The 14,890-nt window shown below is 61.3% G+C and carries 12 protein-coding genes; all 12 read right to left on the bottom strand.

Features of this window, described 5'->3' with window-relative positions; translation table 11 throughout:
- Positions 1–108 precede the first annotated feature (108 nt).
- The 12 genes from ftsZ to GKO01_RS07510 are packed head-to-tail and all read right to left on the bottom strand — an operon-like array spanning position 109 to position 14,886.
- Complete coding sequence (gene ftsZ / locus GKO01_RS07565; protein WP_099286517.1) at positions 109–1,641, bottom strand: cell division protein FtsZ; 1,533 nt, start codon at positions 1,639–1,641, stop codon at positions 109–111.
- Positions 1,642–1,698: 57 nt separating this feature from the next.
- On the bottom strand, positions 1,699–3,096 hold the full coding sequence (gene ftsA, locus GKO01_RS07560; protein ID WP_062028568.1) for a cell division protein FtsA: 1,398 nt from the start codon (positions 3,094–3,096) through the stop codon (positions 1,699–1,701).
- The gene (locus GKO01_RS07555) at positions 3,093–4,037 is read right to left on the bottom strand and encodes a cell division protein FtsQ/DivIB (RefSeq protein WP_099286516.1); all 945 of its coding nucleotides are present in this window, start codon (positions 4,035–4,037) and stop codon (positions 3,093–3,095) included. Before GKO01_RS07555 ends, ftsA begins: the two co-directional genes overlap by 4 nt.
- Entirely contained in the window at positions 4,037–4,951 is a 915-nt protein-coding gene (locus GKO01_RS07550) for a D-alanine--D-alanine ligase (protein ID WP_099286515.1), read from the bottom strand. Before GKO01_RS07550 ends, GKO01_RS07555 begins: the two co-directional genes overlap by 1 nt.
- The gene (murB, locus tag GKO01_RS07545) at positions 4,948–5,868 is read right to left on the bottom strand and encodes a UDP-N-acetylmuramate dehydrogenase (RefSeq protein WP_099286514.1); all 921 of its coding nucleotides are present in this window, start codon (positions 5,866–5,868) and stop codon (positions 4,948–4,950) included. Before murB ends, GKO01_RS07550 begins: the two co-directional genes overlap by 4 nt.
- Complete coding sequence (gene murC / locus GKO01_RS07540) at positions 5,865–7,298, bottom strand: UDP-N-acetylmuramate--L-alanine ligase (RefSeq protein ID WP_099286513.1); 1,434 nt, start codon at positions 7,296–7,298, stop codon at positions 5,865–5,867. The genes murB and murC overlap by 4 nt, the downstream gene beginning before the upstream one ends.
- Positions 7,299–7,329: 31 nt before the next feature.
- Positions 7,330–8,427, bottom strand: coding sequence for an undecaprenyldiphospho-muramoylpentapeptide beta-N-acetylglucosaminyltransferase (gene murG, locus GKO01_RS07535; protein ID WP_099286512.1), 1,098 nt, complete (start codon positions 8,425–8,427; stop codon positions 7,330–7,332).
- Positions 8,424–9,617, bottom strand: coding sequence for an FtsW/RodA/SpoVE family cell cycle protein (locus GKO01_RS07530; RefSeq protein ID WP_099286511.1), 1,194 nt, complete (start codon positions 9,615–9,617; stop codon positions 8,424–8,426). Before GKO01_RS07530 ends, murG begins: the two co-directional genes overlap by 4 nt.
- Positions 9,618–9,621: 4 nt before the next feature.
- Entirely contained in the window at positions 9,622–10,968 is a 1,347-nt protein-coding gene (gene murD / locus GKO01_RS07525) for a UDP-N-acetylmuramoyl-L-alanine--D-glutamate ligase (protein ID WP_099286510.1), read from the bottom strand.
- Positions 10,965–12,056: a phospho-N-acetylmuramoyl-pentapeptide-transferase gene (mraY, locus tag GKO01_RS07520; RefSeq protein WP_062028551.1), complete on the bottom strand. Its 1,092-nt coding sequence runs from the start codon at positions 12,054–12,056 to the stop codon at positions 10,965–10,967. Before mraY ends, murD begins: the two co-directional genes overlap by 4 nt.
- On the bottom strand, positions 12,056–13,429 hold the full coding sequence (locus GKO01_RS07515; RefSeq protein WP_099286509.1) for a UDP-N-acetylmuramoyl-tripeptide--D-alanyl-D-alanine ligase: 1,374 nt from the start codon (positions 13,427–13,429) through the stop codon (positions 12,056–12,058). Before GKO01_RS07515 ends, mraY begins: the two co-directional genes overlap by 1 nt.
- Positions 13,426–14,886 carry a UDP-N-acetylmuramoyl-L-alanyl-D-glutamate--2,6-diaminopimelate ligase gene (locus tag GKO01_RS07510; RefSeq protein WP_099286508.1) on the bottom strand — a complete coding sequence of 487 codons (1,461 nt, stop codon included), beginning with the start codon at positions 14,884–14,886 and terminating at the stop codon, positions 13,426–13,428. Before GKO01_RS07510 ends, GKO01_RS07515 begins: the two co-directional genes overlap by 4 nt.
- Positions 14,887–14,890: the final 4 nt, after the last annotated feature.

Below are 14,890 nucleotides of genomic sequence, written 5' to 3'. Positions count from 1 at the left end.
ATTCTGGTTCCGGAGACTAGAAAACAGATACTGGACTTTGGTTCCAGTCAACGATTGTTGCCGGATATTACCCCCTCTCGCCCTGCGAGCAAGAGGGGGGGGCGTTGATCAGCGACGCAGATAGGTTGGGATATCCAGATTGGAATCATCGCCGCCGCTCGAAGGCTGTTCGGGATGCTGCGGGGTCTGATGCTGGTAATTGTCGCGTGTGTTGGGTTCTGCGCGCTCCGTTGGCTGCTGGCCCTGCTGCGGCTGGGGCGGACGACTGCGGAAAGCACCTGTGACCATGCCGAACAGGCTGCGGGGCGGTTCGGCCTGCTGCTGGGGAGCATGGCGGGAGGGATCTGAAAACAGACCAGCTCGCGGAGAAGGCTGATGGGCGCTCTCCTGTCGGTGCGCGGGGTTTTCAGGGGCAGTCTGCTCGGGAGCAGGGGCTTCCTGTGCGGACAGGGGAACTGTGTTGTGAGGCTGTGTCTGTTGTGCGTCGAGTGCGAAATTCGGGCGCGACGGGCCACCAGCATAGGTTGAGCCGGGCTGGAAAGACGGTGCGCTGGCACGTGAAGACGCTGTTTCCCGGGTGGCAGACTGGGACATGGGGCTTGCGTGCGGCGCCGATGCCTGAACGGGTTCGGGAGCAGCAGACGGGTCATGTGAGGGCTGGGTGTCGATGCCGGTTGCGACGACTGAGACGCGCACGCGACCGTTCAGCTTCTCGTCAATCAGGGCGCCGAAGATGATGTTTGCATCGTCGGCCACTTCTTCACGAATACGGTCTGCGGCGGCGTTGACTTCGTATAGCGTCAAGTCTTCGCCACCGGTGATGTTGATGAGAAGACCGCGTGCGCCTGCCATTGAGGCATCTTCCAGCAGCGGATTGGAAATCGCACGTTCGGCTGCGAGGACGGCACGGTCTTCCGCGTCTTCTTCGCTGGAGGCTTCACCCGTACCCATCATGGCTTTGCCCATCTCTTCCATCACGGCCTTGACGTCCGCGAAATCGAGATTGATTAGGCCGGGGGAGACCATAAGGTCCGTAATGCCGCGAACGCCCATGTTCAGGACGTTGTCGGCCATCCGGAAGGCTTCGCGGAATGTCGTGTTCTGCGTTGCGGAATTGAAAAGATTCTGGTTCGGGATGACGATCAGCGTATCGACGTGCTTCTGAAGTTCGGCAATGCCTTTTTCAGCAGCTGTTGTGCGGCGACGCCCTTCAAAATTGAAAGGTTTCGAGACGACGCCGACCGTCAGGACGCCGCGTTCGCGTGCCATGCGTGCGATGACCGGAGCCGCCCCCGTCCCTGTGCCGCCGCCCATGCCAGCCGTGATAAAGACCAGATTCGCGCCTTCAAGCTGCCGGTCGATTTCCTGAGCAGCTTCTTCAGCGGCTTCACGACCGATTTCCGGCTTTGCGCCTGCACCCAGGCCGCGGGTCAGATGCGGGCCGAGCTGGACGCGGCGTTCAGCCTTGGAATGGGCAAGCTGCTGTGCGTCGGTGTTGGCAACGACGAATTCGACGCCCTTGAGATCAGACGCAATCATGTTGTCAACGGCGTTCGTCCCGCCGCCGCCAACGCCGATCACGGTAATCCGTGGCGCCAGCTCAACGTGGGAATTGGGAGTAGGGGTAAGGTTCAGCGTCATGATCTGGTCCGGAACTTCAGGAAAGCGACAGGTGAGGGCGTTATGATCTGTAATAGCTTATACATTATTGCGTATGAAGCCTACGAGACGTTTAACAAGTCCGCGAGGTCTTGGTTCGGGTGCGGAAATATCTCCGAAGTCCCGATCCGCACCCGCTGCCCAGGCCAGAAGCCCCGCAGCGGTTGAAAAGCCTGCCGAAGCCGCGGCTGTCTCGGGCAGACCATAGATGTTCTGGGGTTTTCCCATCCGGACAGGACGGCCCAGAATACGGGTAGCGACGGGAACAATTCCTTCAAGCAGAGAGGCTCCGCCGGTAAGGACGACCCTGCCATTGGCCAGTCGACCCAGTCCGGCATTGTCGAGGGACTGCCGGACGAGCTCCAGCGTTTCCTCGATCCGGGGCTGGATAACGGAAATAACCTTGGAACGTTGCAGACGTACCAGCCGATCGCTGTTTTCCCCGATCAGGGGAACGGACAGGATTTCCCGCTGGTCGTCGGAACCCATCTGGGCTGCACCATACATTGTCTTGAGACGTTCGGCTGTTTCCAGAGACGTTGACAAGACGCCCGCGATATCGCGCGTGACATGCAGGCCGCCAACGCGGATCTGGGCCGTGTGCAGCAGTTTTCCTTCGCAGAAAACTGCTAGAGATGTGGTGCCACCGCCCATTTCCACGACCGTGACGCCTAGCTCCCGCTCTTCGGCCGCAAGAACCGAAATGCCCGAGGCAAAGGGGCTTGCAACCAGTCCGTCCAGTTTGAGTTCCGCATGTTGCAGAACGGCGTCCAGAGTGCGCAGGGCACTGGAGTTCATGTCCACGACATGCATCCGGGTCGCCAGTTCTTCGCATTGGTGGCCGATGGGATCGGCAATGCCGGGAATGGAATCCACGACATATCCGATCGGGAGCGTATGGATGACCTCCCGACCTTCCATCCAGGCGCGGGCCTGTCCTTCTGCAATGAGGCGCTGAACGTCCCCGGCCGTTACCTCACGTCCACCGATCGGGATTTGGGCATCCACCAGCCGACTCAGTGGCCTGCCGCAGGACAGGTTGACGACGAGGGAGTCCATGCGCCGTTCGGCGGCCTCTTCGGCCTGGCCGACCGTCGCCCGGATCGCGGCTTCGGCTTCGCGGATATCGACGATCGATCCTGAACGGATACCGTGAGAACGGCGCCATCCGTGACCCAGAACCTGAATGGAACCGTCGGCCTCGCCCTTGCCGATCAGACAGGTCATTTTCGTCGTGCCGATATCCAGCGCGCCGAAAATTCCCGGACGCCATGCGATACTACGATGCGTCTCTTCTGGTGGAAGCGGCAGGATGTCGCGCGGGACACGGTTGACGCTGACGTCACGCTCGCCGCCAACGGGAATGAGGGACCGGCCTCTCAGACCACCCCGGCGCCGGAATGCCGGAAGATCTGACATGGAGGTAAGGTCATTCATGGCTGCTTCGTGCTGTCTGATGGGGGTGGAGGAGAGGACGGAGACGGATCGGGTTTTGCTCCTTCGGCAGGTGGTACGGCGACCTGTGGAGGCTGGTGGACGACCATTCTGTCCGGGAGGCGCAGATCAATCGACTGCACCGGACGTTCCAGCAGGCGCATGCTCTGCTGATAACGCGCCAGACGCGCAAAAGCTGCAGCTTCTTCGCCTTCAGGCAGCAGAATAGTGGTGCCATCCTTGAGCGTTGCATTCCAGCGGCGGCTTCCGACCCGGATCAGGGCCGTGACCTGAGCCTTGACCAACGGTTCGTGGTTGAGGGCGTCGATGACGCTTGCGGCGGCAGTATTGGCGCCTTCACCCACAACGAGAGGAAGCTGGAGAAAGGCCTGTGCGTTCTTTCCAGTCAGTCCCTGATCGGGAACTTCTTCACCGACGCGGTTGATGAGCATGAAATGCCCGCGGTCCTGCCAGACGGCAATCGGGGTGCGCTCGACCAGTGTGATGATGACGGTATCGGGCATGTGCCGTTCGACCGTCGCGTGGTCGATGAAGGGAAGCTCGTCCAGTCGCTGGCGGGCGGCTTCGACGGAGAAGCCGAAAATCGGATGCCCGATGGAGGTTCCCAGCGCGTCTTGAATTGAGGCCTCGCTGGTCATGCCGCGACCATTGATGACGATGTGGCGGATGGGTAGCGGCTCCATTGCGACCAGACGTTCGCGTAGGGGGGCGAAGCGTTCTTCCGAAGCGGCGTCATACAGCAGGCGCATGCCCGCGCCTGAAAGACCCATCACCACCAGAAACACGATCGCAGGCCGGACCAGCCGCCGTTGCCGGCGCCAGAATAGCTTGGCCCGGGAAGGACGGTCTTCCTGAGGCGGCATGCCGCCGGAATAACGCTCCCGGACAAAATCGTTTTTCTGAAAGGACGGGTCTTCCCGCATCAGCGTGTCATCAGTGCCTCTCGGACCATCCAGTCACACAGGTCCGGATAGGGAATGCCACAATAGGCAGCCTGTTCCGGAAGCAGGGATGTGGGTGTCATGCCTGGCTGCGTGTTGACCTCGAGAATGATCAGCGTGTCGGTCTTCTCGTCATAACGGAAATCCGTACGACTAGCGCCCTGACAGCCTAGCGCCTGATGGGCGCGTAGGGCGTAGTCGAGCGCGCGATCCGTTACAGCTTGGGGCAGAACCGCAGGAACAACGTGACGCGAGCCGCCAGCCTTGTATTTGGCTTCGAAATCATAGAACGCGGCTGTTTCGCAGGGCAGGATGTCGGTGACGGCGAGGGCGCGGTCTCCCATGACGCTGGCGGTCAGTTCCCGGCCGGGGATGAAGCTCTCGACCAGTGCGTCTTTTCCGAAGCGCCAGGTCTGTGCGATTTCTGCACGACGGTTGTCTCCTGCCCGCACGATCTCGACCCCCACGGACGAGCCTTCGGCAACGGGCTTGATGACATAGGGGGCGGGGAGAGGGTCGGCTTCGGCCAGTTCCTCAACCGTCACCACACGCCCCTGCGCCACTGGCAGACCGGCAGCCGCCAAAAGGATACGGGTAGCGCCCTTGTCCATTGCAACCGCAGAAGCGCGGATGCCGGAATGTGTGTAAGGTAGGCCGAGCCATTCCAGAACGCCCTGAATGGCGCCATCTTCGCCGCGCGGGCCGTGCAGCGCATTGAAGACGACGTCTGGAGCTGCGGATTTCAGGCTGGCGATTGTCGCGGCGATGTCGGGCCCGACATCGAGCGGCGTGACGTCGTGGCCTGTGTCGCGCAGGGCCTTGATCACGGCCTCGCCGGTCACGAGGCTGACGGGGCGCTCGTTGGATGTTCCGCCCAGCAGGACTGCGACTTTCATAACGTCTGGTCTCCTTTGGACTGACGTCCGATCCGTTTGATTTCCCAATGCAGACTGACGCCGCTCTGTGCCAGAACTTTTTCGCGCACTGTCTCTCCCAGCGTTTCCAGATCAGCGCTGCTGGCCTGCCCCAGATTGAGCAGGAAATTGCAGTGTTTTTCGCTGATCTGCGCATCACCGATCCGAAGGCCGCGACATCCGGCTTCGTCGATCAATTGCCAGGCCTTGTGGCCTTCGGGATTGCGGAACGTGGAGCCGCCTGTGCGCGCACGGACGGGCTGCGAAGCCTCGCGGGACGCCCGGATGTCCGCAATGCGGCTGCGGATGCCGTCTGCATCATCTAGTGTCCCACGCAGGCAGGCCCGGATCACGACGCTGCCTTCGGGAAGCTCTGAATGGCGATACGCAAAACCCAGTTCTGCACGGGATAGACGGCGCAGTTCGCCGTTTTCGGTCAGGATTTCGGCCCATTCGAGAATGGCATCGAGATCCGATCCGTAGGCGCCTGCGTTCATGCGGACAGCGCCGCCGATCGACCCCGGAATGCCAGCCAGAAACTCCAGACCAGCCAGACCGGCTGCGGCGGCATGTTCGGCCACGGTGATGTCGAGGGCTGCGGCCCCGACGATCAGGCTGTTGCCCTGTATGTCGATATCCGCAAAGCCACGCGCCAGACGAATGACCGTGCCTGCAATGCCGCCATCACGGATGATGACGTTCGAGCACGCCCCCAGAACCGTAGCAGGCATGGACGCAGGCTTTTCACGCAGGAAAAGTGCCAGATCGTCCTGATCTTCAGGGATGAAGACCCAGTCCGCCGGGCCGCCGACGCGAAACCACGCACGCGGACCAAGAGGGGCGTTCGGCGTCAGTCTTCCCCGCAGGCCTGTGACCGGAAAATCGCTGCTGTCTGTCATGCCGCGCCTTCGGTTGCGGGCTGCCGGTTCAGCGCTTCGAGCTGGGCAGGAAGCGCCTGAGCCCACTGGGTGATGGTTCCGGCACCGAGGCAGACAACATAATCACCGGGTTTGGCGATGGCGTTGATCATTTCCGGAAGATGTGCGGGATCGGGGAGCGGCACGACGGAGCGGTGGCCGCGATCGCGCAGACCTTCGACAAGTGCATCTCGGCCCGCACCTTCGATCGGAGATTCACCCGCAGCGTACACGTCTGCCACGATGACCGTATCGGCATCATTCATGCAGGTGCAGAATTCGTTGAACAGGACTTTCAGGCGCGAATAACGATGCGGCTGCACGACGGCGATGACGTTCTTCGCACCCGCTTGACGTGCGGCTTTCAGAACGGCGGCGATTTCAACCGGGTGATGGCCGTAATCGTCGATGATGGAAATGCCGTTATAGTCGCCGGTGCGTGTAAAGCGGCGCTTGACGCCTTTGAATGTCGTCAGGGCAGACGCGATGACGGAATCGCTGATTTCCATTTCAAGGGCGACGGCGATGGCGGCCAGCGAATTCAGGACGTTATGGTGTCCGAGCATGGGCAAACGGAAGGGGCCTGCCCGGCGCGAGCGGTTGCGCTGACGGTTCGTGACGACGACTTCGAATGTGGCGCCCCGCTTGTCCATGACGACTTTTTCGGCACGGATGTCGGCCTGTGGGCTGAAGCCGTAGGTGATGACGCGATGATCGGACAGGCGCGGGATCATCTGTTGGACCTGCGGATGATCCACGCACAGGACCGCAAAACCATAGAACGGGATGTTGGAGACGAACTGGTCGTAACCGGCCTGCATGGCCTCTTCCGTGCCCCAGTGATCCAGATGTTCCGGATCCATGTTCGTCACGACCGCGATCACGGCGGGCAGACGCAAGAAGGAGCCGTCGCTTTCGTCAGCCTCGACCACCATCCAGTCGCCTGAGCCCATGCGTGTATTGGTGCCATAGGCTTCGATGATGCCGCCATTGATGACAGTCGGGTCGAGTTTTGCATGTTCCAGAACGCAGGCGACGAGGCTAGTCGTGGTGGTCTTGCCGTGCGTGCCGCCGATGGCGACGGACCAGCGCAGACGCATCAGTTCGGCGAGCATTTCTGCGCGGCGGACGACCGGAATGAGCTTGGCGCGCGCCGCCACGACTTCGGGGTTGTCTTTCTTCACCGCCGTAGACGTTACGACAACCTGTGCATCACCCAGATTGGCAGCGTCATGGCCGATGTGAACGACAATCCCGGACTGACGCAGGCGTTGCACATTCGCGCCCTCCGCGATGTCCGAACCCTGCACCCTGTAGCCCAGCATGTGCAGCACTTCGGCGATGCCGGACATGCCGATGCCGCCGATACCGACGAAGTGAATGGTTCCAATGTTCAGGGGCAGGGCGCGCATGGGGCAGGTACTCTTGGGTAGAAGCGGAGGATCAGGGACGAAGAGCGGATTCAATCAGATCCGCGACTTTTGCGGCAGCATGAGGGCGCGCGCAGGAATGAGCGGCTTTTGCTGCATTTTCGAGCTTTTCAGGATGGGAAAACAGGTCCGTCAGCAGACTGGTCAGCGCTGTGGGCGTGAAATCCGGCTGGCGGATCATCCAGGCGGCACCCGCATCCACGAGCGCCTGACCATTCGCCCCCTGTTCATCGGAGGCCGCGATGGGCAGCGGAACGAGAATGGAGGGGCGGCCTGACATGGTCAGTTCCGCGACCGAAGAGCCGCCCGCGCGACCGATGACGAGATGTGCGTCTCTGAGGCAGGTGGGCACATCCGTGAAGAATGGTGCGGCTTCAACCTCAATACCGGCATTCGCATAGACGGCACGGACGCGGTTCAGATCGTCAGCCTTGATTTGCTGTGTGACTTTGAGGCGCTTGCGGAGTTCTTCGGGCAGGGCGGCAAGGGCTTGTGGGACGACTTCGGAAAAGACCCGCGCTCCGAGAGAGCCCCCCCAAACCAGAAGATTGATCTGCTCTTCCGGAGCCGCATAGGCGTTTTCAAAGAGCGCTTCGATGCCCGCACGGACAGGCATGCCAGTGAGTGTCGTCTGTGCGTTTTGCGGGAGGCGCGCGACCGTTGCGTAGGATGTGGCGATCAACGGAGAAAAGCGGGACAGGAAGGCATTGGCCTGTCCGAGAACCGCATTGCCCTCATGAATGACCATGCGTGGCCGTTTTGCGGAGGGCAGAAACCGGGATGCGGTCAGGGGAGGAATGGACGGATAGCCGCCAAAACCTACGACGGCTACTGCATCGAGAGATTTGAGGACGCGACGTGCTTCTCTTATACCGCGCAGCAATGCGAGCACACCACGGATTTTGCCGCCAAGACCCTTGCCTGCCACACCGGCACCATCCAGCACATATTGCGGAAGGTCTTTGAACAGGCCCGTGTCTCGGCGTCCATGCCGGGCGTCGGTCATGAGGACGAGGTCATGGCCCCGTTCCGCTAGCACGGTCGCGACGGCTTCGGCTGGAAAGAAATGTCCCCCGGTGCCACCGGCGGCAATAACGATGGGGCGGCTCACGGCGCATTCCTCTCAAACAACGGGCTCTGGCCGTAAGATGCGGCGGCTCTTTGTGCGATTTTGCTCTGGCCGACATGATGGCGGGTCAGGGCCAGAACCATTCCCATGGTCAGAGCAACCGACATTGCCGAACTGCCGCCATAGGAAATGAAGGGGAGGGTCATGCCCTTTGTCGGGATCAGATGCAATGTCGAACCCATGTTGACGAAGGCCTGAAGGCCAAAACCTGTCACCAGTCCCGCAGCAGAGACAATGACGAACGGATCGTCTTCATGCATCAGCTTGAGGAGGGTCCGCAAAACGATCGTTCCGAAAAGCAGAATGATGATCACGCACAGGATCAGGCCGTATTCTTCACCAGCAACGGCGAAGACGAAGTCAGCATGGGCGTCGGGCAGCAGGTCTTTCACCCGTCCTTCGCCTGGGCCGCGTCCCAGAAGGCCGCCGTTTCCGAAAGCACGCAGTGCGGTGTCGATCTGGTAGTGATCCCCGACATCAGGATGCAGGAAGCGCTGGACGCGGGACTGGACGTGCGGAAAGACGATATAGGCGACCGCAAAGGCGCCTGCCATGCCTGCGACGCACAGTCCGACCCAGTAGAGTTTGAGCCCATCCACGAAAAGCTGGGTCATGAAGACCATCGTGATGACGGAGAGCATCCCGATATCCGGCTGTGATTTCAGCAGGAGCAGGATGAAGCCGAAGCACAGAAACGCAATCAGCATGCCCGGAAAGGCGCTATTGCCCCACATGACGACCGAACGTCGTGCGGAAAGCAGCCAGCCTGTCACGACCGCAAAGCAGGGCTTGAGGAATTCGGAGGGCTGCACGGACATCATCGGCAGCGCGATCCATCGGCGCGCGCCCTTGATTTCCATACCGTGCACCAGCGTCATGGCCGTGGCACCCAACGCGATAATCCCGCCGATGATCGCCAGTCTTTTGATGGCCTTGCGGGACAGATACGACGTGCCAAGTACGATGCCGCCAGCCAGTGCCAGAAAGATCACCTGCTTGAGAATGAACATGTTGCGCGAGGCACCGATACGTGATGCCACCGCGGGACTGGCGGCGAGCATCAGCACATAACCCAGCCCGATCAGCAGGCCCACGCAGGCCAGCGTGACGCGATCAAGGTTTCGCCACCAGCGGGCGACAGCGGAGGTCTCGACACGGGACAGTCCCGACATGGTGTCAACTCTCCAGCTTTTGCGTGAGCGTGGTGCCCGAATGGCCTGATTTCACAATATTATCGCAAATATGAAGAAAGTGTGACCCACGATCCTCGAAACTGCGAAATTGATCAAAACTTGCACAGGCGGGTGAAAGCAGAACAACCGGGATAGTCTGGGCGAGAGCGGCGCTGAAGGCTGCCGAGACGGCATTCTCCAGCGTTCCGCACTGCTGGAAAGGCACGCCGTGTATGGCCAGTGTCCCAGCGAGCGTTTCCGCATCCTGCCCGATCAGAAAGGCCTGTGCGATATGACCGAAGAACGGCGCAAGGCTTTCGATGCCGCCCGCTTTTGCAACGCCGCCGGCAATCCACATGACCCTGTCATACGAAGCAAGAGCCTTGGAGGCAGCTTCGGCATTTGTGGCCTTGCTGTCATTGATAAACGACACGCCGTCGTATTCCGCGACTTTTTGCAGGCGATGTTCCAGGCCGGGAAATGATTTCAGACCGTCGCGGAGTGCTGCCTCATCAAGGCCGAGATGATGCGCGATGGCGCAGGCTGCACCAACATTCTGGGCATTGTGTCGGCCTGGAAGGGCTGGACCGTCGAAGGGGGGAAGCGCATCGGCGTCCAGTTCCATGACCTGCACACCGCGCGCTGCAACCTGTGACGCAATGGCGCGGCACCAGTTATCATCGGTGCCGATCACGGCGAGGTCACCGGAGCCCATATTGTCGAACACATGCGCTTTGGCGGCGGCATATCCGGTCATGTCGCCATGCCGATCCAGATGATCGGGCGTCAGGTTCAGCAGGCAGGCTGCGCTTGCATGAAAGCGGTCCAGCCGTTCGAGCATGTAGGACGACATTTCGATCACATAAACGCCGTCATCGGGCAGGAGCGGCAAGGCCAAAGAGGCAGTTCCGAGATTGCCACCTGCCACGCAGGGACGCCCGGCCATCGTAAAAAGATGGGCGATCAGGGCTGTTGTCGTCGATTTGCCGTTTGTGCCGGTGACGGCCACGAACGCGGCTTTTGAGCCGGATTTCCGAACGACCCGATACAGGATTTCGGCATCGGACAGGATCTGGACGCCCTGTGTGCGGGCGAGATCTGCGACAGGATGCGCCTTCGGCAGCAGGTGCGGAATACCCGGTGACAGGATGAGGGCTGTCATTCCAGACAGATCGTTCAGGGGCGCGAGAGTCAGGTTCGGATGTGCAGGCAGATCGGCGTTGCGATCGTCCCAGGCCTGAACCTGTGCGCCCATTCCGAGCAGGGCATGGACGACAGCCGCACCGTTACGCCCCAGACCGCAGACGGCATAACGCTCGCCTGCCAGAAGGCTGGGTGAGAAGCCGTTCATCGTAGTTTTAGGGTCGCAAGGCCGCAGAGGCCGAGCACGATGGAGACGATCCAGAAGCGGATGACTATTTTAGGTTCCTGCCAGCCCTTTTTCTCGAAATGATGGTGTAGCGGCGCCATGAGGAAGACACGGCGTCCCGTTCGTTTGAACCAGAAGACCTGAATGACGACCGAAAGGGTTTCGGCCACGAAAACGCCCCCTACGATGCACAGGACGAGTTCATGCTTGGTGGCGACGGCGATGGCGCCCAGTGCTCCGCCGAGAGACAGGGAGCCGGTATCGCCCATGAAAACGGCCGCAGGGGGGGCGTTGAACCATAGAAACCCGAGACCCGCGCCGATCAGGGCCGCGCAGAAAACTGCCAGTTCGCCCGTGCCCGGAACCGGATGGAGTTGCAAATAGTCAGCAAAAACGTGATTGCCCACCAGATAGGAAATCAGGGCGAAAACCAGCGCGGCGATCACGACTGGAACGATGGCCAGTCCGTCCAGCCCGTCCGTGAAGTTCACGGCGTTGCCGAAACCGGTAATAGCGATCATCGCGAAAATCGGGAACGCATAACCCAGCGGAAGCAGCACGTCCTTGACGAACGGAAAAGCCACCATGTTGCGCAGTTCCGGGGGCGTCAAATGTTGCAGCCAGATGCCGGCGATCAGCGACGTCAAGAATTCGCAGCCCAACCGGGTGCGCTTGGAGACGCCTGTTGTGTTGCGTTTGGAGAGCTTCAGATAATCGTCGGCAAAGCCAACGGCGCCGAAAGCGGCCGTCGTCAGCATGACGGCCCAGACGAAGCCGTTTGTCAGATCCGCCCAGAGTAGGGTTGCCGAGAACAGGGCGATCAGGATCAGCATGCCGCCCATTGTCGGCGTGCCGGCTTTTTCAAGAATATGCCGCTCCGGTCCGACAGAGCGGATCGGCTGACCTTCGCGCTGGATGCGTTTGAGCTGCGCGATGAAGGGTTTGCCCAGAGCCAGCGAGATGACCAGCGCCGTCAGGCAGGCGCAACCCGAGCGGAACGTCAGGTAATGGAACAGGTTGAAGAACCCGCCATGGGACGTGTCGTGGGCGGCGATAAGATTGAAGAGCATCAGGCAGAGACCGGGCTGGAGGCGTTGTCGAGGGCTGAAATCACGTCACGCATCCGGCTGCCGAGGCTGCCTTTCACGAGGAGGAGATCACCGGGGCGGAGGGCATCAAGAAGAATGGGCGCGAGGGAGGCGGCATCAGCGGCGTATCCTCCCTGAAGTTTAGAGGGAAGCGCGTCGTAAAGGGCGCGCATGTGTGGGCCGCAGCAGAACGTGAGAGCGTTTGCGGCCTGCACTGCGTCTGCCAGAGAGCGGTGTTCGGCATCGGCGAATGTGCCGAGTTCGCGGATGTCTCCGAGGGCTGCAACATGCCGCTGGGCCGGAAGCAGGGCGAGCGTGGCCAGAGCCGCGCGGACGCTGGGGGCGGAGGCGTTGTAGCTTTCGTCGAGCAGGCGTACGTCGTTCAGGATCGTGCGGATCTGTCCTCGGCCTGCGCCCGGCACGAAATCGTTCAAGGCGCGCGATGCTGCTGCGACGTCTTCGCCGAGGGCTGCAACTGCGCCGAGGGCCAGAGCTGCGTTTCTGGCAAGATGTTCGCCGGGTGCAGTGAGCGTCACATTCTGCGTTCCGCAGGGAGTGTGCAGCGAAAAATGACTGCCTTCCGCCGTGCAGTTCAGGTCTTCAAGGCGGAGTTCCGCTGTTGCGGAAAAGCCGGACCGCCAGAGGGTGCAGCCTCTGGGAAGAGCGTCTGTAAAGACTGTCTGACCGTGAGAATCATCAGGGACGATTGCGATCCCATGGGCGGGAAGAGCGCCGAACAGGGATGCTTTTTCAAGCGCAATCGCTTCGATGCTGCCCATATGGCCGAGATGTGCTGTACCGATCGTGGTAATGATGGCCACATCGGGACGGACCTGAGCGGCAAGGGGAGCGATTTCTCCCACATGGTTCATGCCGATCTCGCTGATGCAGAAGCGCGCGTCCTGCGGCAGTCGGGCCAGCGTGAGGGGAACGCCCCAATGATTGTTGTAGGAAGCGACGGCGGCATGTGTCGGGCCAATCGCGGACAAGGCGACCTTCAGCATATCCTTGGTCGTCGTTTTGCCTACGCTTCCGGTAATCGCCACGACTTTTCCGCGGAAACGGGCGCGGGCGTAGCGGCCCAGATCCACCAGTGCGGTCATGGTGTCGGGCACGATCAGGAGGCGCGGGTCGTTCAGACCGGCGGTGTCATGCACGAGGACGCAGGCCGCGCCCTTGTCCAGAGCCTGCTGGACATGGGTGTGGCCATCGTTGCTCTCGCCACGCAGGGCGATGAACAGGTCTCCGGGCGCGAGCGTGCGGGTGTCGATTGAGATGCCCGTAACATGGACATCGGCCTCAAGCGTGCCGCTCGTCGCAGCCCGCAGGTCTGCGCTGGTCCAGAGAACGCTCATGCTGCACCTGCCAGTTCGCGGAGGACGAGACGATCGTCGAAAGGCAGGATATCCGTGCCTACGATCTGCCCTTGTTCGTGCCCCTTGCCCGCTACGACAAGGATGTCGCCCGGTTGCAGGGCCTCAAGCCCTGCTGCGATGGCGCTGCGGCGGTCTGCGATTTCCAGAGCGTCCGGGCAGGCCGCGCGGATTTCGGAACGGATCGTCATGGGGTCTTCCGTGCGGGGATTGTCGTCCGTGACGATGGCCAGATCTGCCATACGTGCCGCGACCTCTCCCATCAGCGGACGCTTGCCCCGGTCACGGTCGCCGCCCGCGCCGAACACCACGACCAGACGGCCCGTCGTATGCGGGCGCAGACTGGACAGGACGCAGTCGAGGGCATCGGGCGTGTGGGCGTAATCGACATAGGCTGCGGCACCGTTAGGCAGTTCGACCGCCCGTTCGCATCGGCCGTGGACGCCTGTCAGTCGCGGGAGAAGCTCGACGACCTGCCGGGCATTGGTCTCGTCCGTCCAGCACATGGCTGCTGCCAGCATGACGTTGTCGGCCTGAAAACGGCCCGGTAGCGACAAGGACATCTCGGGTAGCTCCTCGCTATGCAGCGCCAGACGGAGGATTTGACCGGAGGGCGTGGGGCGGGCCTCGATCCGCCGAAGGGTGGTGCCATTGCGTCCGACGCTACGAAGTTTGAGGTTTCTGCGGACTGCAATTGCCTGAAGGGCTGCGAAAGTCTCGCTGTCCATATCAGCATTGACGGCTGCGATGCCGCCTTCGGGCAGGACTTCGTCAAACAAGCGTAGTTTGGCCGTGCGGTAGGCGTCCAGCGTCAGATGATAGTCAAGATGATCGCGCGTCAGGTTAGAAAAGCCAGCGGCTGTAAGAGTGATGCCATCCAGGCGGTGCTGTTCCAGCCCGTGCGAGGAGGCTTCAAGCGCGACGTGATCCACCCCGTTCCCGGCCAGTGCGGCAAGAGTTTGGGCGAGCGAAACGGGATCGGGCGTGGTGAGGCTTGGAGGGGCGGGGATTTTTGTATCCGACACAAGCCCCAGCGTTCCCAGACTGGCCGCGCGGTTTCCCTGAAGGATCCAGAGTTGCCGGAGAAAATCGGCCGTGCTGCTTTTCCCGTTTGTCCCGGTGATTGCCGCGATACAGGAAGGCTGCGGACCGGCAAGGGCGAAGGCCATGCAGGCCAGAAGATGCTTGGCATCCGGGCGCACGATCACAGGGATCTGGGCCGAGATTTCTGCTGTATCATGATCTGCGATGACTGCGGGGGTGCCTTGCGAGAGGGCCTGTGCAATGAAGGCGCTCCCATCCTGTTTTGCGCCGCGCAGGGCAAAGAACAGCGCCCCCGGTCTGACCCTGCGGCTGTCGGCAGTGACGGTCAGAATGTTAGGATCGTCCGTCAGGGACTGCGATGTGCCGCAAAGGGCGAAGAGCTGGGAAAGGCGCATGGGA

Source organism: Gluconobacter kondonii, from assembly GCF_002723995.1.
In the GTDB taxonomy this organism is placed as follows: domain Bacteria; phylum Pseudomonadota; class Alphaproteobacteria; order Acetobacterales; family Acetobacteraceae; genus Gluconobacter; species Gluconobacter kondonii.
This window is presented reverse-complemented; position numbering and strand designations above follow the sequence as displayed.